This window comes from Bradyrhizobium sp. SZCCHNRI3052 (assembly GCF_032484895.1).
Lineage (GTDB): Bacteria > Pseudomonadota > Alphaproteobacteria > Rhizobiales > Xanthobacteraceae > Bradyrhizobium.
This window is the reverse complement of the sequence record NZ_JAUETW010000018.1, coordinates 1-26,225: the sequence shown is the minus strand read 5'-3', so window position 1 is coordinate 26,225 and position 26,225 is coordinate 1. Positions and strand designations below refer to the sequence as shown.

General features: G+C 65.3%; 22 protein-coding genes. 15 read left to right on the top strand and 7 right to left on the bottom strand.

The window, feature by feature from the left end; all coding sequences use genetic code 11:
• Positions 1-116: 116 nt before the first annotated feature.
• From QW887_RS32080 to QW887_RS32065, 4 genes are all read right to left on the bottom strand, one after another.
• Positions 117-2,666, bottom strand: a complete 2,550-nt coding sequence (locus QW887_RS32080; RefSeq protein ID WP_316173315.1) for a hybrid sensor histidine kinase/response regulator — start codon at positions 2,664-2,666, stop codon at positions 117-119.
• A 6-nt stretch (positions 2,667-2,672) separates the two neighbouring features.
• Positions 2,673-2,987 (bottom strand): response regulator, encoded by a 315-nt coding sequence (locus QW887_RS32075; RefSeq protein ID WP_316173645.1) that lies wholly within the window; start codon positions 2,985-2,987, stop codon positions 2,673-2,675.
• Positions 2,988-3,210: 223 nt separating this feature from the next.
• Positions 3,211-3,600: a response regulator gene (locus tag QW887_RS32070; protein WP_008968243.1), complete on the bottom strand. Its 390-nt coding sequence runs from the start codon at positions 3,598-3,600 to the stop codon at positions 3,211-3,213.
• A gap of 237 nt (positions 3,601-3,837) precedes the next feature.
• On the bottom strand, positions 3,838-4,560 hold the full coding sequence (locus tag QW887_RS32065) for a Crp/Fnr family transcriptional regulator (RefSeq protein ID WP_316173644.1): 723 nt from the start codon (positions 4,558-4,560) through the stop codon (positions 3,838-3,840).
• A gap of 669 nt (positions 4,561-5,229) precedes the next feature.
• Here QW887_RS32065 and QW887_RS32060 point away from each other — a divergent pair.
• The 10 genes from QW887_RS32060 (at position 5,230) to QW887_RS32015 (ending at position 15,443) form a co-directional block, all read left to right on the top strand.
• Complete coding sequence (locus tag QW887_RS32060) at positions 5,230-5,979, top strand: histidine kinase dimerization/phospho-acceptor domain-containing protein (RefSeq protein ID WP_315825811.1); 750 nt, start codon at positions 5,230-5,232, stop codon at positions 5,977-5,979.
• 294 nt (positions 5,980-6,273) lie between these two features.
• On the top strand, positions 6,274-7,824 hold the full coding sequence (locus QW887_RS32055) for a flagellin (protein WP_315729343.1): 1,551 nt from the start codon (positions 6,274-6,276) through the stop codon (positions 7,822-7,824).
• A gap of 216 nt (positions 7,825-8,040) precedes the next feature.
• The gene (flbT, locus tag QW887_RS32050; RefSeq protein ID WP_315740791.1) at positions 8,041-8,436 is read left to right on the top strand and encodes a flagellar biosynthesis repressor FlbT; all 396 of its coding nucleotides are present in this window, start codon (positions 8,041-8,043) and stop codon (positions 8,434-8,436) included.
• Between the two features lie 257 nt (positions 8,437-8,693).
• Complete coding sequence (locus tag QW887_RS32045; protein WP_315714011.1) at positions 8,694-11,462, top strand: hybrid sensor histidine kinase/response regulator; 2,769 nt, start codon at positions 8,694-8,696, stop codon at positions 11,460-11,462.
• Positions 11,463-11,488: 26 nt separating this feature from the next.
• Positions 11,489-11,962, top strand: a complete 474-nt coding sequence (locus QW887_RS32040; RefSeq protein ID WP_315800634.1) for a chemotaxis protein CheW — start codon at positions 11,489-11,491, stop codon at positions 11,960-11,962.
• Between the two features lie 30 nt (positions 11,963-11,992).
• A complete protein-coding gene (locus QW887_RS32035) occupies positions 11,993-12,382 on the top strand; it encodes a response regulator (protein ID WP_315716971.1) in 390 nt (129 codons plus the stop codon).
• A 29-nt stretch (positions 12,383-12,411) separates the two neighbouring features.
• Complete coding sequence (locus QW887_RS32030; RefSeq protein WP_315750716.1) at positions 12,412-13,281, top strand: protein-glutamate O-methyltransferase CheR; 870 nt, start codon at positions 12,412-12,414, stop codon at positions 13,279-13,281.
• Between the two features lie 34 nt (positions 13,282-13,315).
• Positions 13,316-13,639 carry a PilZ domain-containing protein gene (locus tag QW887_RS32025; protein ID WP_315716973.1) on the top strand — a complete coding sequence of 108 codons (324 nt, stop codon included), beginning with the start codon at positions 13,316-13,318 and terminating at the stop codon, positions 13,637-13,639.
• Positions 13,640-13,836: 197 nt separating this feature from the next.
• Positions 13,837-14,346 carry a response regulator gene (locus QW887_RS32020; RefSeq protein ID WP_315750717.1) on the top strand — a complete coding sequence of 170 codons (510 nt, stop codon included), beginning with the start codon at positions 13,837-13,839 and terminating at the stop codon, positions 14,344-14,346.
• A 461-nt stretch (positions 14,347-14,807) separates the two neighbouring features.
• Complete coding sequence (locus tag QW887_RS32015; RefSeq protein ID WP_315750719.1) at positions 14,808-15,443, top strand: response regulator transcription factor; 636 nt, start codon at positions 14,808-14,810, stop codon at positions 15,441-15,443.
• Between the two features lie 100 nt (positions 15,444-15,543).
• On the opposite strand, the gene QW887_RS32010 is transcribed toward QW887_RS32015, so the two are convergent.
• The 3 genes from QW887_RS32010 to QW887_RS32000 all read right to left on the bottom strand — a co-directional run bounded on the left by QW887_RS32010 (position 15,544) and on the right by QW887_RS32000 (position 20,663).
• Positions 15,544-19,155 carry a PAS domain S-box protein gene (locus QW887_RS32010; RefSeq protein WP_316173312.1) on the bottom strand — a complete coding sequence of 1,204 codons (3,612 nt, stop codon included), beginning with the start codon at positions 19,153-19,155 and terminating at the stop codon, positions 15,544-15,546.
• Positions 19,136-19,570: a response regulator gene (locus QW887_RS32005; RefSeq protein WP_316173311.1), complete on the bottom strand. Its 435-nt coding sequence runs from the start codon at positions 19,568-19,570 to the stop codon at positions 19,136-19,138. The genes QW887_RS32010 and QW887_RS32005 overlap by 20 nt, the downstream gene beginning before the upstream one ends.
• A gap of 382 nt (positions 19,571-19,952) precedes the next feature.
• Positions 19,953-20,663, bottom strand: a complete 711-nt coding sequence (locus QW887_RS32000; protein WP_316173309.1) for a GntR family transcriptional regulator — start codon at positions 20,661-20,663, stop codon at positions 19,953-19,955.
• Positions 20,664-20,787: 124 nt separating this feature from the next.
• On the opposite strand from QW887_RS32000, the gene QW887_RS31995 reads away from it, so the two are divergent.
• From QW887_RS31995 to QW887_RS31975, 5 genes are all read left to right on the top strand, one after another.
• The gene (locus QW887_RS31995; RefSeq protein ID WP_316173307.1) at positions 20,788-21,819 is read left to right on the top strand and encodes an ABC transporter substrate-binding protein; all 1,032 of its coding nucleotides are present in this window, start codon (positions 20,788-20,790) and stop codon (positions 21,817-21,819) included.
• A complete protein-coding gene (locus QW887_RS31990; RefSeq protein WP_316173306.1) occupies positions 21,819-22,583 on the top strand; it encodes an ABC transporter ATP-binding protein in 765 nt (254 codons plus the stop codon). The genes QW887_RS31995 and QW887_RS31990 overlap by 1 nt, the downstream gene beginning before the upstream one ends.
• A gap of 11 nt (positions 22,584-22,594) precedes the next feature.
• The gene (locus QW887_RS31985; RefSeq protein WP_315716981.1) at positions 22,595-23,455 is read left to right on the top strand and encodes an ABC transporter permease; all 861 of its coding nucleotides are present in this window, start codon (positions 22,595-22,597) and stop codon (positions 23,453-23,455) included.
• Complete coding sequence (araD, locus tag QW887_RS31980; protein ID WP_315716982.1) at positions 23,452-25,188, top strand: L-arabinonate dehydratase; 1,737 nt, start codon at positions 23,452-23,454, stop codon at positions 25,186-25,188. Before QW887_RS31985 ends, araD begins: the two co-directional genes overlap by 4 nt.
• A 154-nt stretch (positions 25,189-25,342) precedes the next feature.
• Positions 25,343-26,062, top strand: a complete 720-nt coding sequence (locus QW887_RS31975; protein ID WP_315716983.1) for a ribonuclease activity regulator RraA — start codon at positions 25,343-25,345, stop codon at positions 26,060-26,062.
• Positions 26,063-26,225: the final 163 nt, after the last annotated feature.

The window sequence follows — 26,225 nt, the reverse complement described above, 5'->3', positions numbered from 1 at the left end:
CGTGAACGTCTCGTTTGCCATCTCGATCGTCGGAGCCCGTCCTCGTCGCCGCGGCGCGCCGTGCGGGGACGTCGCGCGGATCGGCATGCGCCAGGGAGGCCTGCGGCCTCCCCGCTTCAATATTGCAGCTCCTGGGCGCGGGCGGCGGCGTAGGCGGCCTCGATGTTGTCGAGCAGCTCGGCATACTCCTTGGCGGACAGGCGTGGTGCGCTCTTCTCCAGCGCCAGCGCGTAGGTTGCAAGCCGGCGGTACCCGAAGGTTCCGGCTGCGCTCTTCAGCGAATGCGCCTCGCGGCCGATCTTGATGCGCTCGCCGTCGAGCGTCAGCTGGCGGAGCTGCTTCAGCCGCGCATCCGTCTCGCTGAAGAACACGTCGCGGATCTCCTGCGCCGCCTCGTCTCCGATCTCGCCGACCAGCTCGGCGTAGGCTTCGCGGTCCAGCGCAGCTTCGGGAGCAATTTCGGTATCGGCGCCAATGTCGGCGGCCGCGGCATCCGCCTGAGCCGGCACCAGCGGGGCGTCTGACGCCGCGGTTTCCGGCACCGGAACGGGCAGGGGCAGCACGCGCAGGATGGCCTCCACGAGCGCCTTCTTGCGGGCGGGCTTGACGACGAAATCGTTCATCCCGGCTTCCCGGCAGGCTCGGATATCCTCCATGAAGGCGTTCGCCGTGAAGGCGATGATCGGCACGTTGGAGCGGCGCTCGCCTCGCGCGCGAATGATCCGGGTCGCCTGGAAGCCGTCCATCTCCGGCATGCGGACGTCCATCAGGATGAGGTCGTAGTTGAAGCGGCTGGCGGCGGTGACGGCCTCGGCGCCGTCGCAGGCCGTGTCGGTCTGGATGTCGAAATCCTTGAGCATCTTGGTCGCGACCAGGCGGTTGGTCGGATTGTCGTCCACCACGAGGACGCGCAGCGGCCGGCCGAACGCCGCGATCCGGTTCTGCAGCGAGGTGTAGATGCCGTCGTCGTTCTGCTCTGGCACCGCGATGGTCTCGGCAATCGGCAGCGTCAGGCGAAACGAGAAGGTGGACCCTCTGCCCAGCGTCGAGGTGACCCTGATATCGCCCCCCATCTGCTCGATCAGTCGCTTGCAGATCGCGAGTCCGAGTCCGGAGCCCCCGAACCGGCGGCTGATCGAATTGTCGGCCTGGACGAAGTTCGCGAACAGCGAGCCGATCTTGTCGGCGGCAATGCCGATGCCGGTGTCGGTCACCGTCCATTCCACGGTCGCCTTCTCGTCATGCTTCTCGATGCAGCGCGTCGTGACGACCACTTCGCCGGACGAGGTGAACTTGACCGCGTTGGACACCAGGTTGAGCAGGATCTGGCGAATGCGGCCGGCGTCGCCGACCAGCGCCGGCGGCACGGCCGGGTCGCCGACGCTCCTCAGCTTCAGGTCCTTGGCGGAAGCCCGCGGCCCGATGATGCTGAGCGTGTTGTGGACCAGGGCCTCGGCGGAGAACGCGATGTCCTCGAGCGAGAGCTGGCCGGATTCGAGCTTGGAGAAGTCGAGAATGTCGTTGAGGATCTCGAGCAGATTGTCGCCGGCATTGTGGATCGCCACCACCGAACGGCGCTGCTCGGGATCGAGATTGGTTTCCAGCAGCGTCGTGGCGAGGCCGAGCACCGCGTTCATCGGCGTGCGGATCTCGTGGCTCATCATCGCGACGAAGGTGGACTTCGCCGCATTCGCGGCCTCGGCGGCCTCGATCAGGTGCTCGTGGCGTTCCCACCAGCGGGAGATCAGGACCGCGGCCGCGAGCACGGCCATCGCGCTCACCAGCGACACGATGACCAGAAGCGTCGCCATGTCGCGCCAGGCCTTCAGGACGTCGTGCTCGAATACCGACACCACGATCATCGCGGGATAATTGGGCAGCATCTTTGCCGCCCGCAGGCGCATCTCGCCGGTTCGTGCGGAGGGCTCGCGCAGCACGCCGCCGGCCGACAGCGCGCGCTGACCGAAGCCGGAGGTCGGCCTGCCGATCTCGCTCGTGGGCGGAAAATGCGCGAGCAGCGTCCCGTCCTCGCGGATCAGCGACACCGCGGCATCGAGACCCTGCGCGGTGGAGCCGAAGAAGTTCTCCAGATAGGGCACCGACATGGCGCCGAGCATCATGCCCATGAACTCGCCATTGGAATCGTCGAGCCGGCGGGCAAAATAGATGTTCCAGGTGCCGTCGCCGCGATTCTGAACCGGCGTGCTGAGGAACGTGTGCGGTGCAGGGTCGGCCTTCAGCGCCTTGAAGTAGTCGCGGTCGGCGATGTTGACGTCCGGGATCGGCCAGTAGCGCGAGAAGTTCAGGAGCCTGCCTTGCGCGTCGATCAGCGTCACCGCATCGATCTGCGGCAGTCCCGCGATCTTTTCCTTGAGCAGGAGGTGGGTCTGATGGTCTGACGCGACCTTGCGATACGCCGCAGCGTCGATGGCGCCGCCGCGCACCAGGTAGTCGCGCACGCTCGTGAGCACGAGGTCGACCGATTTCACCGAACGGTCGGCGTTCTCGGCAAGCGTGAGGCTATGGCGGCTGAGATCTTCCTCGGCGTGCTGAAGCGCGTTCTCGCGCAGATTGGTGAGGAAGAAGAGGTTGCTGCCGGCAATGACGCAGATGAGGATCAGCGCGATCGCTGCAGGCGCTCCCAGAAAGCGCTTCTTTTTGCTCATCGCCTGCTACCAGCCCGCCGCTCGGACCAGCCGCCGGCGATCGGTCTGCTGCGCGATCTGCTTCAGAGTTTGCCGGGGCCGCATCAGGTCGATCGGCTTCGAGAAGGGGGGATCTATGTTGAGCTCGAGAACCTCGGTGCCGGGGCGGTTGCCCAGCGAGAGGTCCAGCATGGTGCAGTCCAAGCTCCTCTTCTGCAGGACGATCGAGGCGGCGTCGACCGAGCTCACGTCCGTCGTGTTGAAGCCGGCCTGTGCTGCAATCTTTCGCAAGATTGAAAGATGCACGGCGGCATCTTCGATCACGAGGAGTCCGTTGCGCATGAATTCCCTGTCCCGTTGCCACCCTGACACGGTCATCGGCAAGCAGGATCATGTCTACCGGCCGGCTCTGACCCCCTCGTAAATTTTGGTTTCCGTACGACTACGGGGAGGGTGCGGCGATGCATGCGTCCTGCCGTCGTCAACCGCGCGGTGTTCGTCCGCCAAAGAGAAAGCGGCCGAACACCGGTCCGGCCGCCGCGCAGGGCATTCCCGTGGAGTTCGGCTATTCGGCCGGGCCGAACACGGCTTCCATCTTGGTCTTGAGCGTCGCAGCATTGAACGGCTTGACGATGTAGTTGCTCACGCCGGCCTTCTTGGCGGCGATGACGTTCTCGGTCTTCGATTCGGCCGTGATCATGATGAACGGCGTCTTCGACAGTTCCGGGCTGGCGCGCACCTCGCGCAGCAGGTCGTAGCCGGTCATCGGCTCCATGTTCCAGTCGGAGATCACGAGGCCATACTTCTTCGCCTGCATCTTGGAGAGCGCGGCCGATCCGTCGCTGGCGTCGTCGACGTTCTCGAATCCGAGCTGCTTCAGCAGGTTGCGGATGATCCGGATCATAGTGGCGTAGTCATCGACCACCAGGATCGGCATCGACAGATCAAAGGCCATGTCATTACTCCGCGCGTCTGGTCAAAAGCCGAACACGGGCGAGATATATCAGCACGAAGATAATTCGACGCTTCTTGGAACTCGCGCTCGTCAGCACGTCGACAATTATCAGCGCCCGTTGAACAGCGCGTTAATTCCGTCCGCAGCGGTGATGGGGATCATGCAATGGGCCGTAGTTGTACGGAGGCAAGGGCGTTCGGCGAGGCGCCGGCGCGCGACGGCCGGAACGACGCCTGCTTACGGCAAGCTGCGCGGCCGGACCAGATTCTCGTAGTGGGCCTTCACGGCGCCGTAGCACTCACACGCCGTCTTCTTCAGCCCCTCCAGATCGATGATCTCGATATGGCCGCGGCTATAGTGGATGAAGTCCGCCTGCTGCAGCGTGCTCGCCACCAGCGAAACGCTGTTGCGCCGGGCGCCGATCATCTGGGCCAGGGACTCCTGGGTGATGTAGAGCTTGTTGCCGCCTGAAAGGTCATGCGTCTGCAGCAGGCAACGGGCGAGACGCGACTCGACGGTGTGGGCGGCGTTGCAACCGGCGGTCTGCTGACTCTGCACGTAGATGGCGAGTGCGTGGCGCAACATCAGCGCGCGAAACGAGGGGCTCTGTTCGGCGGCTGCCCGTACCCTGTCGATGTCGACGACCGATGCAGCACCGGGAACGAGGACCACCGCGCTGTTCAGCACCACCAGATCGCCGCCCGCGAGCAGGGACATGCTTCCGAAGAAGCTATCGCGACCGATCATCGCCACCTGAACGCGCTCTCCGCGCGCGAGGTTCACGACCAGCGAGATCACGCCGCGATGAGGAAAGTAGATGCGCGAAAGCTTTTCGCCGACCTCGGCGAGAATGGAGTCTTGCACCAGATCCACGGTCCGCAGATAGGGTCGGATCAGCTCGAAATCATCGTCGGTCAACGACGACAGGAAACCGTTCGGAGAACGCAAGCTGGGGTCCAAAGCCATCTCCTGCATTGCAGTATCGGAGCCTCGCAGATCTCAATGCCCTCATGGTTCCATAGAACTGCGTCCCATCCGCTGACAAGAAGAATCACGGGTAATATTCCCAGTAAAGGCCATTCGTTCCTGCTGTGTGCGTTGTCGTGCAGACAGGCGCGAATGCGCTTTGCGGATTTGGGCCGTCAACGTGTGTGCGATGTGCTGATCTGATCGCGCGCGGTTGTATACAGTCGGCACGCATCCGGCCTCCGCCTCGGCTCGTGAAAGCAGCGCAGCACACTTGCGGCGAACGTCTCGTTGCTCCGGCCGCGGCAGCTCCGATGGGCACGGACGCCACGTAGCAAGCGCCGCAATTGACAGCGGACATCTTGAGGCCAAAATCGCTAATAAGCGCGCTGATTCGTTGACGGATCTTTTTCTGTCGGATGCAACTCTCGTCGCGAGTGGAGGCATCGGCCGGTGTCCTGCGACTGGCGTGACGAGGTTGTCGTCCTGGCAGGAGCGGGAGTCCGACTGATGCTGCATCCAGCCGGAGCGCGATCGATGGTCAGCGGTGAGACTGAGCGCCAAGGCTGAGCATCAAGACGAAGCTGAACATCGCAGCGGCGTCCGTGCGTTTGCGTCCCGATAGCCCCGCCGTCCTCCCCCCCAACAGGTATTGCACGATTCATGGCCTCTTCCACCTACCAGCGATCCAATCAGTCGCTACCGAGCCCGGGCGCAGACATTCCGGCTGCAGCGACGCCGGACATCCACCCCGGGATGGCCATCGTGGGTCAGGTTGCCGGTGGCCTGCTGCACGACTTCAACAACATTCTCACCGTGATCACGGGGACCATCGACATTCTCGCCGAAGCGGTCGAGGACAAGCCTGAACTGGCGGCCGTCGCGCGTCTGATCGACGAGGCCGCGACCCGGGGCGCTCGATTGACGTCGCAGCTTCTGTCGTTCGCAAGGGGCCGGCCGCCGCAGCCATGTGCGGTGGAGTTGAACGAGCTCCTGGTCGACGTCGCTCGCCTGCTTCGTCCGACATTGGGCACCGAGGTCGAGGTGACGACGTCGGTGGACGCGGACGTGCCGGCCGTCTTCGCTGATCCGGGCCAGTTGATGGCGGCATTGCTGTGTCTTGCGATCGGGGCCCGACATCGACTGGAGCACGGTGGCCGCATCGACATCCAGGCCAGGCGCATGAGTGCGGACGCCTCGGGCGCCGGCGGCATCTCCTCCGACGTGCAGATCGTGTTGACGGCGTCGGTGAGTGCGGCGGAGGCCGGTCCAGCCGATCCCGTGTTCTCGGAGATCCGGCTGGTCGAGGATTTCGTCAGGCGCTCGAACGGACGTCTGGAGCTCCAGGAGCCGCACGGCCGGACCGCCAGCGTCGAGATCGTCCTCCCGCACGCGGACCGCACCCCCGCGTAACCGGCCGCTCTTCCGCAAGCTCATAGTTAGCACTGCCTTAACGGTCGCACCGCGTATCGGCGCGCGCCCGTCAGACGTGGATCCGTGCGCCATTTTACCGTGAATCGCGGCGGCCTGCACGCATTTGATCAAACTGATTAGCGGCCAATTAGGATTAACGGCGGCGGGGGAGGCTGCGCGCGGCCGTTCCGAAGTCAATTTAACGAACGGGTAGGATTCCGCGGACCAGTCTGCGCCATCGCCGACAGAACGGTGCGGCGATGTCTACTCATGTTCATCCAGAAGGGAATGACAATGTCAGGTATCGTACTCTCTGCGTCGGTTCGCCAGAACCTGCTCTCGCTCCAGTCGACGGCTCAGCTCCTCGCCACCACGCAGAACAACCTCTCCACGGGCAAGAAGGTCAACTCGGCGCTCGACAATCCGACCAACTTCTTCACCGCCCAGGGTCTCGACAACCGCGCTTCCGACATCTCCAATCTGCTCGACGGCATCGGCAACGGCGTGCAGGTGCTGCAGGCCGCCAACACCGGCATCACCTCGCTGCAGAAGCTCGTCGACAGCGCCAAGTCGATCGCCAACCAGGTTCTGCAGAGCGCGGTGGGCTACTCCACCAAGTCGAGCGTGACCTCGGCGGCTCTGACCGGTGCGACCGCCACTGACCTGCTCGGCTCCAGCTCGACGGCTGTGACCGGCTCGGTCGTGAACAACGACAATACCTCGAGCGCGGTGGCGATCACCGGCTCGACCAAGCTGTCGGGCACGGCGGGCACCGCGTCGAACAACCTCGCCTCCGGCATCACCTCCGGTGAGACGCTGGTCGTCAACGGCACCACCTTCACCTTCATCACCGGCACGTCCTCGACGGGCACCAACATCGGCATCGGCGACAGCGTCAGCAACCTGCTGTCGGCGATCCAGACCCAGACCGGCGTGACCGCGTCGATCACCGCGGGTGCGATCACCCTGACGCCGCCGGCGGCGGGATTGACGCTCTCGGGCAGCACCGGCACCTTGGGCAAGCTCGGGCTGACTGCTGTCGGCGACGGCTTGTCAGGTCAGACCTTGACGGTCGGCGCCACAGGAGGTGGCACGGCGACAAGCATCACGTTCGGTCTAGGGACAGGACAGGTCAAGTCGCTGAACGATCTCAACGCGAAGCTCGCAGCCAACAACCTGCAGGCCACGGTCGACTCGTCCACCGGCAAGATCTCGATCACCACGACCAACGACGCGGCTTCGGCCACGATCGGTGCGATCGGCGGTACGTCGGCTGCATCCAGCCAGGCCTTCAACGGTCTGACGGCGGCGGCTCCGGTGGCGGACGCGACCGCGCAGACGCAGCGCGCGAGCCTGGTCTCCCAGTACAACAACGTGCTGGCGCAGATCAACACGACCGCGGCTGACGCTTCGTTCAACGGCATCAACCTGCTGAACGGCGACACGCTGAAGTTGACCTTCAACGAAACGGGTAAGTCGACGCTGTCGATCACCGGTGTCACGTTCAACTCGGCTGGCCTCGGCCTGTCGAACCTGACCTCGGGCACCGACTTCCTCGACAACAACTCGGCGAACAAGGTCATCGGCGTCCTCAACTCGGCGAGCTCCACGCTGCGCAACGAGGCCTCCACGCTGGGTTCGAACCTCTCGGTGGTGCAGGTTCGTCAGGACTTCAACAAGAACCTGATCAACGTGCTGCAGACCGGCTCGTCGAACCTGACGCTGGCCGACACCAACGAGGAAGCGGCCAACAGCCAGGCGCTGTCGACCCGCCAGTCGATCGCGGTGTCCGCGCTGTCGCTCGCCAACCAGTCGCAGGCGAGCGTGCTGCAGCTCCTGCGCTAAGGCGCGGGCGGCACCCACGAATATCGGAGGCGGCGGGGCTTGCCCCGCCGTTTTCGGCTCTAGACTATTCGCAAATTGACGCCGCTCGGCTGCGGCGCCGGATCAGCCGGACAGCGAGCACGAGAGCAACGTCGTGTCGACGCGAATGCAGCCTGCCGACGACGCCGCTCCCGAGAGGAGACTCCCGAGAGGAGCCTTCTGAGAGGAGACTGGGCCATGCCCCTGCGGGTCGAGCTGAAGCCTTTCGAGCGCATCGTGATCGGCGACAGCGTCATCGTTAATTCGAATACGCGCGCCCGCTTCATCGTCGAAGGCGACGCGCCCATCCTCCGCGAGCGTGACACCGTCACCGCCGAGACCGCCGATACGCCGGCCAAGCGCCTCTATCTCTGCGTCCAGACGATGTATCTGAAGAACGACGCGATCCGTTATCGCGCGTCCTATCTCGCCTGTATGAACGAGTTGCGCAGGGCGATTCCGGAAGCCGCCGGCCAAGCCGAGACGGTGGATCGCCATGTCACGGAAGGAGCGCTGTACAAGGCTCTGAAGGAGATCAGGGCGCTGATCGAGCGAGAGGATCGCGCAGTCGCGCCGGCCGAAGCGATGCCTTGACATTCCGGCCGCGGAAGGAGCCGGGCTCGCCACAGCCTGAGAGGTTGGTACTACGTCCGTATTAGCACGGACAATAAAATTAACGGGACGGATAAAAGCCCCACCTAACGATGGCGTGGACAAAAGTCTGTTCAGCCGGAGTCGCCGAGGGCCGGGTATCGATCCGCGCTGCTGGTGAAGGCCGTGACCGACCGTCGCTCTGACAGGATCAGCGGTCGCCCCGTGACCGCGGCGCCAATTCTTGGAAGGCCAGTTTCATGGACGATCTGTTGCGTGAGTTCCTGACGGAGACCAGCGAGAGCCTGGACACCGTCGACAATCAATTGGTGCGGTTCGAGCAGGAGCCGAACAACGCCAAGATCCTCGATAACATCTTCCGGCTGGTGCACACGATCAAGGGGACCTGCGGTTTCCTCGGCCTGCCGCGGCTCGAGGCGCTGGCGCACGCCGCCGAAACATTGATGGGCAAATTCCGCGACGGCATGCCGGTGACCGGCGAGGCCGTGACGCTGATCCTGACCACGATCGACCGCATCAAGGACATCCTGGGACAGCTCGAGGCCAACGAGGCCGAGCCCGAGGGCGAGGACCGCGACCTCATCAGCGAGCTCGAGGCGATGGTCGAGCGCGGCATGGCGGCGATGGCCGCCGGCGAGGCGGCCCCGCCGCTGGTGCCGGCCGCGCCGCCCGCCCCCGCGGTGACGCACGGCTCGCTGATCGACCAGACGCTGGAGCGTCCGCTGCGTCCGGGCGAAGTGTCGCTCGACGAGCTCGAGCGGGCCTTCCGCGAGACCGCGATCGAGTTGCCGCCCGCGCATGAGAAGGCGCCTGAGCCCAAGGCCGCTGCCCCGGCGCCGGTCGCCAAGGCCGGGCCTGCCAAGGCGGAAGCAGAGGCCAAGGCCGAGCCGAAGAAGGCGGCGCGGCCGAAGGTCAATGCCGACGGCGAGGTGCACGAGAACGACAAGGTCGCCAACCAGTCGATCCGCGTCAACGTCGACACGCTCGAACATCTGATGACGATGGTCTCGGAGCTGGTGCTGACGCGCAACCAGCTCCTGGAGATCGCCCGCCGCAACGAGGACACCGAGTTCAAGGTGCCGCTGCAGCGGCTGTCCAACGTCACCGCCGAGCTGCAGGAGGGCGTCATGAAGACGCGCATGCAGCCGATCGGCAATGCCTGGCAGAAGCTGCCGCGCATCGTCCGCGACCTCGCCACCGAACTCGGCAAGCAGATCGAGCTCGAGATGCACGGCGCCGACACCGAGCTCGACCGCCAGGTGCTCGACCTGATCAAGGACCCGCTCACCCACATGGTGCGCAACTCCGCCGATCACGGCCTGGAGACGATGGCCGAGCGCGCCGCGGCCGGCAAGGCCGAGCAGGGCACCATCCGGCTGTCCGCCTATCACGAAGGCGGCCATATCATCATCTGCATCGCCGACAACGGCCGCGGCCTCAACACCGAGCGCATCAAGGCCAAGGCCTTGGCGAACGGCCTCGTCACCGAGGCCGAGCTCGAGAAGATGACGGAAGCGCAGATCCACAAGTTCATCTTCGAGCCGGGCTTCTCGACCGCGGCCGCCGTCACCTCGGTCTCGGGCCGCGGCGTCGGCATGGACGTGGTGCGCACCAACATCGACCAGATCGGCGGCACCATCGACATCAAGTCGGTGCTCGGCGAGGGCACCTCGGTCACCATCAAGATCCCGCTGACGCTCGCGATCGTCTCGGCGCTGATCGTCGAAGCCGGCGGCGACCGCTTCGCGATCCCGCAATTGTCGGTCGTCGAGTTGGTGCGTGCGCGCGCCAACTCCGAGCATCGCATCGAGCGCATCAAGGACACCGCGGTCTTGCGCTTGCGCAACAAGCTGCTGCCGCTGATGCATCTGAAGAAGCTCCTGAAGATCGACGACGGCTCGTCGACCGATCCGGAGAACGGCTTCATCGTGGTGACGCAGGTCGGCAACCAGACCTTCGGCATCGTGGTCGACTGCGTGTTCCACACCGAGGAAATCGTGGTCAAGCCGATGTCGACCAAGCTGCGTCACATCGACATGTTCTCGGGCAACACCATCCTGGGCGACGGCGCCGTGATCATGATCATCGATCCGAACGGCATTGCGAAAGCGCTCGGCGCCGCCGGCTCGGCCTCGCAGGCGGTGTCCGACGAGCACGCCGCGCATCACGCCATCGGCGGCGAGCAGCTCACCTCGCTGCTGGTGTTCCGCGCCGGCACGGCGCAGCCCAAGGCGGTGCCGCTGGCGCTGGTCACGCGCCTGGAGGAGATCGCGGCCGACAAGATCGAGATCTCCAACGGCCGCTACATGGTGCAGTACCGCGACCAGCTGATGCCCTTGGTGCAGATGGAAGGCGTGTCGGTGCAGACGTCGGGCTCGCAGCCGATCCTGGTGTTCGCCGACGAGACCCGCGCGATGGGCCTCGTGGTCGACGAGATCATCGACATCGTCGAGGAGCGGCTCAACATCCAGGTCTCCGGCGCCAAGGACGGCATCCTCGGCTCGGCGGTGATCAAGGGCCAGGCGACCGAGGTGATCGACGTCGGCCACTTCCTGCCGATGGCCTTCGCCGACTGGTTCATCCGCAAGGAGATGCACACCGACGCGCAGACGCAGTCGGTGCTGCTGGTCGACGACTCGCCGTTCTTCCGCAACATGCTGGCGCCGGTGTTGAAGTCGGCCGGCTACAAGGTGCGCACGGCGGCCTCGGCGATCGAGGGCCTGGCCACGCTGCGCTCCGGGCACAGCTTCGACATCGTCGTCACCGACATCGAGATGCCGGAGATGAACGGCTTCGAGTTCACCGAGGCGATCCGCGCCGACCAGAACCTGAGCCAGATGCCGGTCATCGCGGTGTCGTCGCTGGTGTCGCCGGCGGCGATCGAGCGCGGCCGCCAGGCGGGCCTCTACGACTACATCGCCAAGTTCGACCGGCCAGGCCTGATCGCGGCGCTGAAGGAACAGATCGAGGAACGGGCCCGCGCCGAAGCCAACCGGCGGGCCGCGTGACAGCAAGCGGACAGGAGTAGCGTGCGATGAGCAGCAAGATCGAAACCACCGAGGGCGCCGCCGTCGAATACGTCACTGCGATGATCGGCGGCCAGCTGTTCGGCCTGCCGATCTCCCGGGTACAGGACGTGTTCATGCCGGAGCGGGTGACGCGGGTGCCGCTGTCATCGGCGGAGATCGCCGGGGTCCTGAACTTGCGCGGCCGCATCGTGACCGTCGTCGACATGCGGGCGCGGCTCGGCCTTGCCCGCGCCGAGGACGGCAAGCCGCCTATGGCGGTCGGCGTCGATCTGCGCGGCGAGTCCTACGGTCTCCTGATCGACCAGATCGGCGAGGTGCTGCGGCTGCCCGAGGAGGGCCGGGAGGAGAACCCCGTCAATCTCGACCCGCGCATGGCGAAATTCGCCGGCGGCGTGCACCGCCTCGACGGCCAGCTGATGGTCATTCTCGACGTCGATCGCGTGCTCGAACTCCTGCCGAAGGCAGCAATCGCCGCCTAGCCCGTCAACCGTCCCATAGGGGAGACAACAATGAAGAGCTGTCTGGTCGTGGATGACTCCAGCGTCGTGCGCAAGATCGCACGGCGTATCCTGGAGGAGTTGGGCTTCTCCGTCGTCGAGGCGGAGGATGGCGAGCGGGCGCTCGAGATCTGCACCAAGAGCCTGCCGGACGCCATTCTGCTCGACTGGAACATGCCCGTCATGGACGGTTATGATTTCCTCGGGCGCCTGCGCCGGCTGCCGGGCGGCGAAGGCCCCAAGGTGGTGTTCTGCACCACCGAAAACGACATCGATCACATTTCGCGCGCGCTGAACGCCGGCGCCAACGAATACATCATGAAGCCGTTCGACAAAGAGATTGTGGCCGCCAAATTCCAGGAAGTTGGTCTCATCCAGGCGCTGTCAGCCGAATCCGCCTGATCCCTTCGTCTGCCCAGAAGAGGCCGCCCGTGAACCAGCCTGATTATGAGTTCCTGCGCAAGCTGCTTCGAGACAAGTCCGGTCTCGATCTGTCTGCCGACAAGCAATATCTGATCGAGAGCCGCCTGCTTCCGCTCGCGCGCAAGGCCGGCCTGGCCAGCATCAGCGATCTCGTCCAGAAGCTGAAGGACGGGTCGAGCGCCTTGATCAGCCAGGTCGTCGAAGCGATGACGACCAACGAGACGTTCTTCTTCCGCGACAAGGTCCCGTTCGATCATTTTCGCGACGTGATCATGCCGGAGCTCCTCAAGGCGCGCGCCAACCGCAAGTCGATCCGGATCTGGTGCGCTGCTTGCTCGACCGGCCAGGAGCCGTATTCGCTGGCGATGTCGCTCAAGGAGATGGGATCTGCGCTCAGTGGATGGCGCATCGAGATCATCGCCACCGATCTGTCGCAGGAGGTGCTGGAGAAATCGAAGGCCGGCCTCTACAGCCAGTTCGAGGTGCAGCGCGGGCTGCCGATCCAGCTTCTGGTCAAATATTTCAAGCAGGCAGGCGAACTCTGGCAGATCAATTCCGACGTGCGCGGCATGGTCCAGCATCGCCAGCTCAATCTGCTGCACGACTTCTCACAGCTCGGCACGTTCGACGTCGTGTTCTGCCGCAACGTGCTGATCTATTTCGATCAGGACACCAAGATCAACATCTTCGGCCGGCTCGCCAAGCAGATGGAGCCGGACGGCTTCCTCGTACTCGGTGCGGCGGAGACCGTCGTCGGCCTCACCGACGTGTTCAAGCCGCTCGCGGACCGGCGTGGCCTGTATCGCCCGAGCGGGATCGCTTCCGCGGCGAAGGCGTCCGCTCCGGGAATGCCCAGGATCGCGGCCGCGGGCAACTAGATGTTCCCGCAGCCCAATAGAGCAGGACGCGAAGATGTCTGACGACAACAAAGGTACGGAGCGCGTCACCTTCAGCCGTGGTTACGATGTCTGCATCATGGGCATCGACGGGACCTGGCGCAGGGACTGCCAGCTCAACGCCATCTCGGACACCGACGCGGTGCTGACGGTCGAGGGATCGATCCAGGGATTGAATCTGAAAGAGTTCTTTCTGCTGCTGTCCTCGACGGGGCTCGCCTACCGCCGCTGCGAGCTGGTCCGGGTCAACGGCTCCGAGATGGACATCCAGTTCATCAAGGGAAAGAACAAGAAGAAACGTGGCAACGCTTCCGCCGGCCAGGAAACGACCGTCAACTAGTTCGCCTTGCGGCAGCACGGCGCATTGCTCGCCCGCCGCTCGGGAAACTTCCGCGCGCGGAGCGACGAGGAGACGCGCCAGCCCGGGTCCTGCGCAAGTCCTAAGACGCGTGGCCTTTTTTCCGAGAGCCGCTTTACGTCGCCGCAGGGTCGGACGTGTATGACAACGACGTCGGTCAAATTTTCCAGGGACGGCCAATGCCGGTCATGAGTTCGGAACTTGCATCCAGCCGGTCGGAGCGCGCCGATGATGGCGAACGGCGCGCGCTGCAGCTCTTGGTCGTCGACGACGACGCCGCGCAGCGGACGCTGATCGCGCTGGCGGCCAAGCAGGCCGGCCACGCCGTGACGGTCGCGGCCACGTGCAGCGATGCGATCCGCGAGGTGCGCAACAACCGCTTTGACTGCGTGACGCTCGATCTCATGCTCGAGGATGGCGAGGGGACCGAGGTCCTCAAGGTCATCGCAGATACCCGCTTCGCCGGTTCCGTGATCGTGATCAGCGGCATGGATGCGGCAAAGCGAATTGAGGCCCGGCTGTTCGCGCGCTCGCTCGGGATCGACCTGCAGAGCCTGCCGAAGCCAGTCGATCTGGCAGCGTTGCGCATCTGCCTGGCGAATCTCGGCAAGACTGTGCTCGGCCTGCCCGTGGTTCACACCTGGGGCGGCGTCGCCGCCGAAAGTGTTGCCGCGAAGCATCGGTCCTGACAGAGCTGCATCGGCGCAAGCCGCGGTCCAGGGCGCACAATCCTATGCAACGTCCGAATCCCGCCGATCTCTGATCAAAACGAGGGCAAGGCCGGCTGACGGCTGTACGTCTTGTGTCAAATGCCGTGCAGATTTTCGTGGGCTGAGGGCCGTGCACGCGTCCGCCGCCGAGCATGTCTGTGGGCGTGGTGCACGTGGGCAACGCCGATGCGATCAGAGTTTGATGTCGATCATGACGCTGTCGGCGTTGATGTGTTTTTGCAAGGCAGCATGCTGCCCGAGACGACTGCCTTGAGATCGTGTCCAGATCATGGTCTCGTGAAGGCGATCACCGATCTGCAGCTACTACTTGTGGGTTAGGATCATAAACCGTACAAATACGGGTGCCCAAAGCACCCGACGAGTATGGTATCATAAGACGCGCTTTCATTGTTTCTTCTCCTTTGCAAGAGCAATCGCCCATGGCCGAACAAACAGCTTCCCGCGGTGAGATTTTTGTCGTCGATGACGACCCAGCCGTGCGCGACACCCTCTCGATGGTCTTGTCGGCAGGTGGGTATGAAGTGATCTGTTTTGCGGACGGCGCCGCGCTCCTGGCGGTGGCGCGGAGCAGGACACCGGCCTGTATCCTGCTCGACGTGCACATCCCCGGAAAGTCCGGTCTCGACATTCTCAGGGAACTGCACGGCGAGGACTATCCGGCTCCGATCTTCATGATCTCGGGCCAGGGCGACATCCCGATGGCCGTCAATGCGATCAAGAACGGGGCGCTCGACTTCATCGAGAAGCCGTTCCGCGGCAGTGAGATCGTGGCCCGTCTGAACGAGGCGATCGGCGCGTTCGCGCGGCGGCAGAAGGAGAATGCCTCGCCGAAGATCGGCTCGCTGCATTTCCCCGGCCGCGAGCCGCTGACGCGGCGCGAGCGCGAGGTCCTGGAACAATTCACGGCGGGGGCCTCGAACAAGGAGGCGGGGCGCACGCTGGGCATCAGCCCGCGCACGATCGAGGATCACCGCGCCAACATCATGAAGAAGCTCGGCGCGCGCAACGCGGCCGATCTGATCCGCATCGTGATGACGGCGTCGCGCGCCAATTGAGCCGATGGCCGGGCCGCCCGCACGTGGCCTCAAGCTGGAGTAGCGGCAACCGCAAGCGCCAGGCCGCGTTGGTCGGGCCGCCTTGGCCAAGTCTCGTTTTTCAAGCCTCGGTCGCGGCGAGCGCCTTGCGGATCATCTTGGCGAGCTCGGATTTGCGGTACGGCTTCGGCAGCAGAAGAATTCCTTCGTCGAGCCGGCCGTGATGCACCACGGCATTCTCGGTGTAGCCGGAGGTGAACAGGACCCGCTGCGTCGGACGAATCCGCTGGATCTCGGATGCGAGCTGGCGGCCGTTCATCGTCCCCGGCATGATGATGTCGGTGAAGAGCAGATCGAACGGCTCTCCGGCATTGGTGATCGCCAGCGCTTCGGCGGCATTGGCCGCCTCCAGCGTCGCATAGCCCAGTGCATGGAGCTGGGCGAGAACGTAGCCGCGCACCAGCCGGTCGTCCTCCACCACCAGGATCGTCTCCTGGCCGCCCTGGATCGCCGGCGCGTCGCCCGAGGGCTGCGTGATCGCTTCTTCGCTGCCCGGCGGCAGGTACATCCGGATCGTGGTGCCGTGGCCCTCTTCGCTGTAGATCCTGATGTGGCCGGCCGATTGCTTCACGAAGCCGTACACCATCGACAATCCGAGCCCCGTCCCCTTGCCCGGCCCCTTCGAGGTGAAGAACGGATTGAACACCTTGTCGATGATGGCGGCGGGAATGCCGCTGCCACTGTCGCTCACCGCGATCATCGCGTAGCGACCGGGCCGCACGTCGTCGTAGAGACTTGCGTAGTTCTCGTCGAGGTCGGCCCAGCCGGTCTCCAGGATGAGCTTGCCGCCATTCGGCATCGCGTCGCGGGCATTGAGCGCGAGGTTGATGACCGCCGTGGCGAGCTGGTTCGGATCGACATGCGCCACGCAGGTCTCGTCCTGGAAGACGGACTCGATCTCGATCTGCTCTCCGAGCGTCGGCCGCAGCAGCTTGGCCGTGTCGATCATCAACGTGTTGACGTCGACCTCGCGCGGCTGCAGTGGCTGCCGGCGCGCAAAGGCGAGCAGATGCTGGGTGAGATCGGCCCCGCGCGCGGCGGCCTCGTCGATCATCCTGGTGATCGCGGCGAGCTGCGGCTCCTTGGCCACGGCCGCGGCGAGAATCTCGATCGTGCCGGTGATCACGGTGAGGATGTTGTTGAAGTCGTGTGCGATGCCACCGGTGAGCTGGCCGATCGCCTCCATCTTCTCGGACTGGCGGATCCGCTCCTCGGTCGCGATCTTGTCGGTGAGGTCGCGGAAGAAGCCGTTCAGCACGAAGCCGTTGCGGGTCTTCAGCGCGGTCACGCTGAGCTCGGCCTTGAACTCGCGGCCGTCGCGCCGCTTCACCATGACCTCGCGTCGGCGGCCGCCCCCGAGTGCGCTCGCTTGTCCGGTCATCAGGATGCGGCCGAGCGCGGCGCGCAGCTCCTCGCCGACATCCCCGACCGTGATCACGTCGAAGACGTCCTTGCCGATGATCTCGGCGCGCGACCAGCCGAAGATCTTCTCGGCCTGGGAGTTCCAGTTGAGAATGGCGCCGTTGTCGTCGACCTGGACGAAGGCATCGAGCGCGGTCTCGACGATGTTGCGGGCGAGCTGTTCGCTTTCCCGCAGCGTCTCCTGCGCCAGCCGGCTCTCGGTCATGTCGCGGCCGATGAAGAAGTGGCGCTGCACCGGCTCCGACCAGTTCGAGGTCCAGGACAGCGTCACCACGCGGCCGTCCTTGTGGACGTAGCGGCAGTCGGAGGTGCGCGCCCGAAGGCCGAGGCGCGAGGCGCGAAGCTCCTCGCGTGCTTTGGGTAGATCGTCCGGGTGGATGAACTCCGCGCCGCTGCGGCCGATCATCTCCGCCGGCGTATAGCCGAGAATCGCCTCCACGCTCGGTGAGACCTGAACCAGGATGCCATTGCGGTCGGTGATGAGGATCAGGTCCTGCGACGTCTCGAAGATGCGCCGCCGTTCCTCGGTCTGCTGGCGCAGCGCCAGTTCGGTCCGGCGGCTCTCGGTGATGTCGCGTGCGATCTTGGAGGCGCCGATGATCTGGCCCGTCGGTGATTTGATCGGCGAGACACTGAGCGAGACCTGGACCAGCTCACCGTCCTTGCGGATCCGCACCGTCTCGAAATGCTGGATCCGCTCGCCGCGGGCCATGCGCGCCAGAAGGTCCTGGGCCTCGGCCATGCGCTCGGGCGGCACGAGGAAATCCGCAAGGCGGCCCACGGCCTCCTCGGCGGAGTAGCCCAGCATGGCCTCGGCTGCCGGATTCCAGGCGGTGATGGTGCCGTCCAGCGACAGCGTCACGATCGCGTCGTTCGACGATTCCACCGCGGCACTGTAGAGCCGTTCGCGGGCGGCGAAATGGTCGCGCGCTGCTTCGGTCAGGTAATGCTCCTGGACCTCGCGCTCGAGCTCGGCGGTCTTGGTGCGAACCTCGTCCAGCACGCGGGCGAAGGCGCGCGCCAGCACGCCGGTCTCGCCGACCGCATCGAGCGGGATATTCACCGCCTCGCCGCGCCCCACGCCCTCGACGGCCTGGGTCAGTTGGTTGATCGGCCGCGTCAGCGAGCGCGCGACCACGAAGGCGAGCGCGGCCGCGCACAGCATCGCGATCAGGCCGACCTCGATCGCCGTCTTGCGGATGGCGAGGGCGGGCGCCATGAAGGCGGTGTTCGGGATCGTCTCGATCACCGCCACCCATTCCTGTCCCGCGAGCAGCGCCGGCGCGAAGGCGACACCGCCGGGGCGATCGGCTTCGTCGTGCAGGATCTGCGCGAAACCCTCGGCGCTGCCGGTCGCGCCTGCGAGCGTCGGAAAATCGTCCTGCCATCGCGTCGATCGGCCGCGTTTCGAGGCGAATTCCCGGTCTGATTCGGGATGGAAGAGATAGTCGCCGCGGGCGTTCACGACATAGAGCTGCGCGCCCGGGCGGGCCGCCGTGCGCAGATGCGCGAAGATCGGGCGCATGTCGAGATCGACCATCAGGATCGCGTACGGCTTGCCGTCCGGCGCGAACACCGGCGTGCCGACGCACAGCATCGGCACGCCTGTCTTGGGGTCCGTCGTGTTGCCGTCGAGAATGATCGGCGAGAGCCGGATGCCGCCGGGCGGCAGGCTCAGCGTCTCCTTGATGTAGTTGCGCTCGCCGCGCGTGATCAGCTCGTTCTCCGGAACGATCCGAACCGTGTTGCCCGGCCCGAGCCGGTCGACCCGGATCAGCTCGCGATAATCGTTCTCGATCCCGACCAGGCGGATCATCGCGTAGGTCGGCTTGGCCTGTAGCTCGGCGAAGTAGCGCGTTGCGACCCGCTCGCGCCACGACTGCGCCGGCAGCCCTTCGCGGGGATCGGGAGCTCCCGTCTTCAGTGTGCGTATCAACGTTGCCAGATTCGGCGAGGCGCGATAGCCGTTGATGTCGTTCCGGGCGCCGCCGACATAGTTTTCGAGCTCGGTCGCCATCAGGCGCGAATGCGACTCGATTCGATCGAGCGCGCGCGGCAACAGCGCCCGCTCGAGGCTGCGATAGCCGAGCCAGCCGACGGCGAACACCGCGATCGCGACCAGCAGGATCATCGCGATCGCCAGCCGCGTCGTCAGCGTGAGGCGGCCGCCGAACCGCGGCGTCTCGCTCGCGCGCTGCGCGCCGCTGAGCAGGAGCCCTTCGGTTCGGCCGTCAGGATTTCGGAACAGCATCTTGGCCTGGCCGGGGTCGAGCAGCCCGATCGCCTGCCGATGCCAGGCATTCGGAAACCATCGTCAGGAGAGCTGCCGGTTTGAACGGCTTGGGCAATGCGGACACCGCTCCCAGCCTCGTGGCCATGGTAAGATAATCGGGCTCTATCACTGAGGTCGGGCTGTGGGCACGTCCCGAGGTCATGATGATCGGAACGCCGGGCGTGTGCTTGAGGATCAAGCGCATCGCCTCCAGCCCGTCCATGCCCGGCATGAAGATGTCCAGGATCACCAAGTCAAAGCTCTCGCTCGTGAAGCGGACGAGCGCCTTCTGGCCGTCGCCCGCGATGCCGACGACGTGACCGGCCCGTTCGAGCACGCGCTGAATTGTCAGCTGCATGAGCGGATCGTCGTCCACGACCAGAATCTTCGCCACGCTCCGCATCTCCCGATTGGCTGGCAGCAAGACCAACGGTCAGTTGTAAGGTTTTGCCCAATTCGCGGCGCGCCGCAAGCGTTTCGCCGGGCAAGTCACATGCAGGATGGGGCGCGGTGATCGATGTCCTGTACGGGACAAGGGTGGACTATCCGGGCGCCGGGCCTGCATTCGGGGCGCTCGCGCCGTAGTTGCATGGCACGGAGCGCTCCATAATCGCCTCGTCCTCGCGCCGAATGCACAATATTTGAGCACATGTCTGAGGATTTGCGATCCCAGGCGGCGCGACAGACGGTGCGGACCAGCACGGGACGGAGTGGCCACAGACGACATGCCGGCGTGCGGCGTGACACCGCTCACGTCCTCCGATTGGGCGGGGCTGCTAGCCACTGAGATAGTCCGGCCAGCGGCCGCGAATGGTCGCGAGGTCGCTCAGCGTCCCGGTCAGGTGCTCGCGCAGATGCGTCTGCGCGTCGTTCGGCCGGCCCGCGGCGATCGCATCGACGATCTGCTTGTGATGGCGCAGGATCGTCTGCGCCTTGCCGGGTGAGGGCAGATGCAGCCGGCGCAACCGGTCGATGTGACCGCTGCGGCTGCGCACCAGGGTCCACAGCTCGTGCTTGTCCGCGGCAGTGTAGAGCCGCTCGTGGAATGCGTTGTCGACCACCGTGAATGACGCGAAGTCGCCGTCCCTGGCGAATCGCCGCTGCTGGGCGATCAGAGCATGGAGTTCGTCGATCGGCGCCGCCGCAGGCCGCAGCGCGAGCAGGCGCACGATCTCGAGCTCCAGCGCCTGGCGCAGGAACTGCGCCTGCTGCGCCCGACCAACATCGATGCGGCTGACCAGGGTCGCGTGCTGCGGGAACACGTCGACGAGGCCTTCCTCGGCGAGGCGCATCAGCGCGTCGCGGATCGGCGTCGAGCTGAGGCCGAACTCGGCCTGCAGCGCCGGCCGCGACAATGGCGCTCCCGGTGGGAGCGCGAGGGCGATGATCTGGTCGCGCAACCGCTCGAAGACCTGCGGTGCCGCGCGCCGGCTCGGATCGAGCCGTTCGGGCGGGAGAACCGCAGCAGGCGTCGCGGGCAATGCCATTTGGTGGGACGTCCGGCTCGAATGTCGCAGGGGGAGAACAGCCCTTGTCAGAGATGCACTAATGCATTAGTGCATCTCTCCGCCGGCCGTCAAGAAGGAGCCGGCACGCGAGGAGGGATGTCCCATGTTCGAGAAGTTCGCGCGCTCGGGCGCACGAGCCGCCGGCCTGCTGGCCACGCTGCTGGTCGCGGCGGCCTGGAATGACGCCGCGCAGGCCCAGCAGAAGACCGAAATCTCGCTGTCGCGCCAGCCTGGCATCTTCTACATGCCGAGCCACATCATCGAGAAGAACAAGCTGATCGAGAAGCATGCGGCCGCGCTCGGCGTGCCCGGCGTCACCACCAAATGGCTGACCTTCTCCGGCGGCGGCGCGCAGACCGATGCGCTGTTGTCGGGCAGCGTCGACATCCTCAACACCGGCACCGGCAATCTGCTGCTGTTGTGGGATCGTACCCGCGGTGGCGTGAAGGGCATCGTCGCCACCTCGGCGCAGCCGATGACCCTGATCAGCCGCGATCCCAACATCAAGTCGATCAAGGACTTCGGTCCCAGTGACAAGATCGCCGTGCCGACCGTCAAGGTCTCGACCCAGGCCATCGTGCTGCAGATCGCGGCCGCCGAAGCGTTCGGCGCCGATCAGTGGAACAAGCTCGACGCCAACACCGTGCAGCTCGGTCACCCCGACGCCTATACGGCGCTGTCGAACCCGCAGCACGAGGTGCACAATCATTTCTCGATCCCGCCCTACACGTTCCTCGAATTGAAGAACGTGCCCGGCGCGCATGTCGTGATGAATTCGCCCGACGTCATGGGCGGACCGCTGAGCCAGGCGCAGTTCTTCACCACCACGAAGTTCGCCGACGCCAATCCGAAGATCATCCAGGCGGTGCGCGATGCGACCAAGGAAGCGCAGGACCTGATCCGCAGCGATACCAGGACGGCGGTCGAGATCTACAAGGAGATCACCGGCGACAAGACCTCGGTCGATGACCTGCTCGCCTGGCTCAAGGAGCCCGGCATGATGGAATGGAATCTGGAGCCGCAGGGCACCATGAAGTTCGCGGCCCATCTCGCCAAGATCGGTACCATCAAGACCCAGCCCAAGGCCTGGACCGACTATTATCTGCCGGTCGCGCATGATCTGAAGGGCAACTGATGTCCGCGCTGCTCGACGTCGATGGCGTCACCCTGCGCTACAAGACCTCCAGCGCGGTAATCACCGCGACGGAGCGGGTCGGCTTCTCCGTCGACCGCTCCGATCGCTTCGTGCTGCTGGGACCGTCCGGTTGCGGCAAGTCGACCTTGCTGAAGGCGGTCGGTGGCTACATCAAGCCGAGCGAGGGCCGGATGCGCATCAGCGGCCGCGAGATCACCGGTCCTGGCGCCGATCGCATGATGATCTTCCAGGAGTTCGACCAGCTGCTGCCGTGGAAGACCGTGCTCGCCAACGTGATGTTCCCGCTGCTGACGGCGCGGCGCATGCCGCGCAAGGAGGCCGAGAGCCGCGCCCGCACCTATATCGAGAAAGTCGGGCTGACGCGCGTCGTCGATGCCTATCCGCACACGCTGTCGGGCGGCATGAAGCAGCGCGTCGCGATCGCCCGGGGCATGGCGATGGAGCCGGACATCCTGCTGATGGACGAGCCGTTCGCCGCGCTCGATGCGCTGACGCGGCGCACCTGCCAGGACGAGCTGCTGCAGTTGTGGAACGAGACGAAATTCACCGTCTTGTTCGTGACGCATTCGATCGCCGAAGCCATCAAGATCGGCAACCGCATTCTGCTGCTGTCGCCGCATCCCGGCCGCGTCAAGGCCGAGGTGGTCGACGTCGACAAGGTCTCGGCCGAGGACGGCAGCGCGGCGCGCCTGGAGAAGCAGATCCATGATCTTTTGTTCTCCGAACCTGCAACGACGCATTGAGGACGGCGCCCATGGCTGAAGCCAAGATCATCCTGCGCGATACGTCGCCCGCGAGCGCCGCGCCTGCAGATGTCGCGCGCAAGCTCGGCGTGCTCGAGCTGCTGTGGAACGACGGCTTCGTGCGCAAGAGCCTGATCATCGTCTTGCTCGCCGCGATCTGGCAGGCCTATGGCAGCTATCTCGACAATCCCCTGCTGTTCCCGACCTTCTCCGACACCATCGCGGCGCTGTGGGAGAAGGTCCGCGACGGCACCATCCCGATGCGCGTCTGGACCTCGCTGAAGGTGCTGTTCATGGGCTATGCCGCCGGCATCGTTCTCGCGGCGATCCTGACTGTGCTCGCGATCTCGACCCGCATCGGCACCGATTTCCTCGAGACGATCACGGCGATGTTCAATCCCTTGCCGGCGATCGCGCTGCTGCCGCTGGCGCTGATCTGGTTCGGGCTCGGCAGCGGCAGTCTCGTCTTCGTGCTGATCCATTCGGTGCTGTGGCCCGTCGCGCTCAACACCCATTCCGGCTTCAAAAGCGTCTCGAACACGCTGCGCATGGTCGGGCGCAACTACGGTCTCAGCGGCTTCTCCTATGTGATCCGCATCCTGATTCCGGCGGCGTTCGGCGCCATCCTCACGGGTTTGAAGATCGGCTGGGCCTTCGCCTGGCGCACCCTGATCGCGGCCGAGCTGGTGTTCGGTGTCTCCTCGGGGCAGGGCGGCCTCGGCTGGTTCATCTTCGAGAACCGCAATCTGCTCGAGATCCCCGCGGTGTTCGCCGGCCTGCTGACCGTGATCCTGATCGGCCTCGTGGTCGAGAATCTGATCTTCCGCACCATCGAGCGCAAGACCGTGCTGACCTGGGGAACGCAATCATGAGCCACAAGAAGAGCCCCGATCAGCTGCGCAGCGCGCGCTGGTTCGCGCCCGACGATCTCCGTTCCTTCGGCCATCGTTCGCGGGTGATGCAGATGGGCTATGCCCAGGAGGAGTGGAAGGGCCGTCCGGTCATCGCCATCATCAACACCTGGTCCGACGCGCAGCCCTGCCACATGCACTTCAAGCAGCGCGTCGACGACGTCAAGCGCGGCGTGCTGATGGCCGGCGGTTTCCCGATCGAGCTGCCGGCGCTGTCGCTGTCGGAGTCGCTGTTGAAGCCGACCACGATGCTCTATCGCAACATGCTGGCGATGGATGTCGAGGAGCTCTTGCGCGGACACCCCGTCGATGGCGTCGTGCTGATGGGCGGCTGCGACAAGACCACGCCGGCGCTGCTGCTCGGCGCCACCAGCATGAACCTGCCGGCGATCTATCTCCCGGCCGGGCCGATGCTGCGCGGCAACTGGAAGGGCAAGACGCTCGGCTCCGGGTCCGACGCCTGGAAGTACTGGGATGAACGCCGCGCCGGCAAGCTGTCGGACGCCGATTGGAATGCCATGGAGGCCGGCATCGCCCGCAGCCACGGCACCTGCATGACCATGGGGACGGCCTCGACCATGACCGCGATCGCGGAAGCGATCGGCATGACCTTGCCCGGCGCCTCGTCGATTCCGGCTGCCGATGCCGAGCACATCCGCATGAGCTCGGAATGCGGCCGCCGCGTCGTCGAGATGGTGTGGGAGGACCTGACGCCATCGAAGATCCAGACCCACGCAGCGTTCGAGAATGCGATCGCGGTCGCCATGGCGATGGGCTGCTCGACCAACGCCATCATCCATGTGATCGCGCAGGCGCGCCGCGCCGGCGCCGATATAGGCCTCGACGATTTCGAGGCCGCCAGCCGCAAGGTGCCGGTGCTCGCCAATGTCCGGCCGAGCGGCGACGCCTATCTGATGGAGGATTTCTACTACGCCGGCGGCCTGCCCGGGCTGATGAGCCGGATGAAAGAGCATCTCCATCTCGACTGCCTCACTGTCAACGGCCGTACGCTCGGCGACAACATCGCTGACGCCGGCGTCTACAATGACGACGTCATCCGTCCGCAGTCGAACCCGATCTACCGCGAGGGCGCGCTCGCCGTGCTCAAGGGCAACCTTGCGCCGGACGGCTGCGTCATCAAGCCCTCTGCCTGCGATCCGCGCTTCCTCAGGCACACCGGCCCGGCGCTGGTGTTCGACGACTATCCCTCGATGAAGAAGGCGATCGACGATCCCGATCTCGACGTCACCGCCGACCATGTGCTGATCCTGCGCAATGCCGGGCCCCAGGGCGGGCCGGGGATGCCGGAATGGGGCATGCTGCCGATCCCGACCAAGCTCGTGCGCGAGGGCGTGCGCGACATGGTCCGGCTGTCCGACGCGCGCATGAGCGGCACGAGCTATGGCGCCTGCATCCTGCATGTGGCGCCGGAGGCCTATGTCGGCGGCCCGCTGGCGCTGGTGAAGAATGGCGACCTGATCACGCTCGACGTCGCCGCGCGCACCATCAATCTCGACGTGCCCGAGGAGGAGCTGGCGCGCCGCCGCGCCGCCTGGACACCGCCGGCGCCGCGTTTCGAGCGCGGCTATGGCTGGATGTTCGCCCGCCACATCCGCCAAGCCAATGACGGTTGCGACTTCGACTTCCTGGAGACCGGCTTCGGCGCGCCGGTCGGGGAACCCGCGATTTATTAGTTCATAGCGCCGCGTTAGCCCGCGCTGTTTCCGCGATCGAGGTGCGCTCCCTCCCCCCTTGCGGGGGAGGGGGGTACCCAAAGCGACACCGTTGATGTGGACCCCCACCCCCAACCCCTCCCCGCAAGGGGGAGGGGAGAACGACGAGCACCGCATGACCAGACTCAGCACCGCCACCCGCAACAAGCTCAAGACCGTCTCGACGGCCACGGTCGCTACCGCGCTGTTCAAGCGCGGCCTGCGCATCCAGTGCATCGAGAACGTCCATCCGCTCAGCCCGGCGCAGCCGACCATGGTCGGCGAAGCCTTCACCTTGCGCTACATCCCAGCGCGCGAGGATCTCAACACCATCGAGGTGTTTCGCGACCGCGGCCATCCGCAGCGCAAGGCCGTCGAGGATTGTCCGCCCGGCGCCGTGCTGGTGATGGACAGCCGCAAGGACGCGCGCGCCGCTTCGGCCGGCGCAATTCTCGTGAGCCGCCTGCAGCAGCGCGGCGTCGCCGGCGTCGTCACCGACGGCGGCTTCCGTGACGCCGCCGAGATTGCCAAGCTCGGCATCCCCGCCTTCCACCAGCGTCCGAGCGCGCCGACCAATCTCACCCTGCATCATGCGATCGAGATCAACGGCCCGATCGCCTGCGGCGACGCGCCGGTGTTTCCCGGTGACGTCATCCTCGGCGATTCCGACGGCGTCATCGTCATCCCCGCCCATCTCGCCGACGAGATCGCGGACGAGACGTTCGAGATGACCGCGTTCGAGGATTTCGTTGCCGAGGAAGTTGCCAAGGGCCGCTCGATCCTCGGCCTCTATCCGGCGACCGATCCGCAGACGCCCGCCGACTTCGCGGCGTGGCGCGCGAAGAACAACCGGTAGCCGCTACGTCCTCGGCTGTCGTTGCGGATGCGACGCCGATTGCGAGGCGAGATTGGCCCCATACTCCGCTGTCGTCCCGGCCTTGAGCCGGCAACTGTTATGTTGATGGAGTGATCGCATAAGGTTTTCGGTCGCGCATCATGGCATTCAGGATGGTTAGAAG

Excerpts from the sequence above, each read along its gene's own strand:
- QW887_RS32080 (WP_316173315.1), bottom strand. The coding sequence starts at position 2,666 with ATGAGCAAAAAGAAGCGCTTTCTGGGAGCGCCTGCAGCGATCGCGCTG.
- QW887_RS32075 (WP_316173645.1), bottom strand. The coding sequence starts at position 2,987 with ATGCGCAACGGACTCCTCGTGATCGAAGATGCCGCCGTGCATCTTTCA.
- QW887_RS32070 (WP_008968243.1), bottom strand. The coding sequence starts at position 3,600 with ATGGCCTTTGATCTGTCGATGCCGATCCTGGTGGTCGATGACTACGCC.
- QW887_RS32060 (WP_315825811.1), top strand. The coding sequence starts at position 5,230 with ATGGCCTCTTCCACCTACCAGCGATCCAATCAGTCGCTACCGAGCCCG.
- QW887_RS32055 (WP_315729343.1), top strand. The coding sequence starts at position 6,274 with ATGTCAGGTATCGTACTCTCTGCGTCGGTTCGCCAGAACCTGCTCTCG.
- flbT (WP_315740791.1), top strand. The coding sequence starts at position 8,041 with ATGCCCCTGCGGGTCGAGCTGAAGCCTTTCGAGCGCATCGTGATCGGC.
- QW887_RS32045 (WP_315714011.1), top strand. The coding sequence starts at position 8,694 with ATGGACGATCTGTTGCGTGAGTTCCTGACGGAGACCAGCGAGAGCCTG.
- QW887_RS32040 (WP_315800634.1), top strand. The coding sequence starts at position 11,489 with ATGAGCAGCAAGATCGAAACCACCGAGGGCGCCGCCGTCGAATACGTC.
- QW887_RS32035 (WP_315716971.1), top strand. The coding sequence starts at position 11,993 with ATGAAGAGCTGTCTGGTCGTGGATGACTCCAGCGTCGTGCGCAAGATC.
- QW887_RS32025 (WP_315716973.1), top strand. The coding sequence starts at position 13,316 with ATGTCTGACGACAACAAAGGTACGGAGCGCGTCACCTTCAGCCGTGGT.
- QW887_RS32020 (WP_315750717.1), top strand. The coding sequence starts at position 13,837 with ATGCCGGTCATGAGTTCGGAACTTGCATCCAGCCGGTCGGAGCGCGCC.
- QW887_RS32015 (WP_315750719.1), top strand. The coding sequence starts at position 14,808 with ATGGCCGAACAAACAGCTTCCCGCGGTGAGATTTTTGTCGTCGATGAC.
- QW887_RS32010 (WP_316173312.1), bottom strand. The coding sequence starts at position 19,155 with ATGCTGTTCCGAAATCCTGACGGCCGAACCGAAGGGCTCCTGCTCAGC.
- QW887_RS32000 (WP_316173309.1), bottom strand. The coding sequence starts at position 20,663 with ATGGCATTGCCCGCGACGCCTGCTGCGGTTCTCCCGCCCGAACGGCTC.
- QW887_RS31995 (WP_316173307.1), top strand. The coding sequence starts at position 20,788 with ATGTTCGAGAAGTTCGCGCGCTCGGGCGCACGAGCCGCCGGCCTGCTG.
- QW887_RS31990 (WP_316173306.1), top strand. The coding sequence starts at position 21,819 with ATGTCCGCGCTGCTCGACGTCGATGGCGTCACCCTGCGCTACAAGACC.
- QW887_RS31985 (WP_315716981.1), top strand. The coding sequence starts at position 22,595 with ATGGCTGAAGCCAAGATCATCCTGCGCGATACGTCGCCCGCGAGCGCC.
- araD (WP_315716982.1), top strand. The coding sequence starts at position 23,452 with ATGAGCCACAAGAAGAGCCCCGATCAGCTGCGCAGCGCGCGCTGGTTC.
- QW887_RS31975 (WP_315716983.1), top strand. The coding sequence starts at position 25,343 with ATGACCAGACTCAGCACCGCCACCCGCAACAAGCTCAAGACCGTCTCG.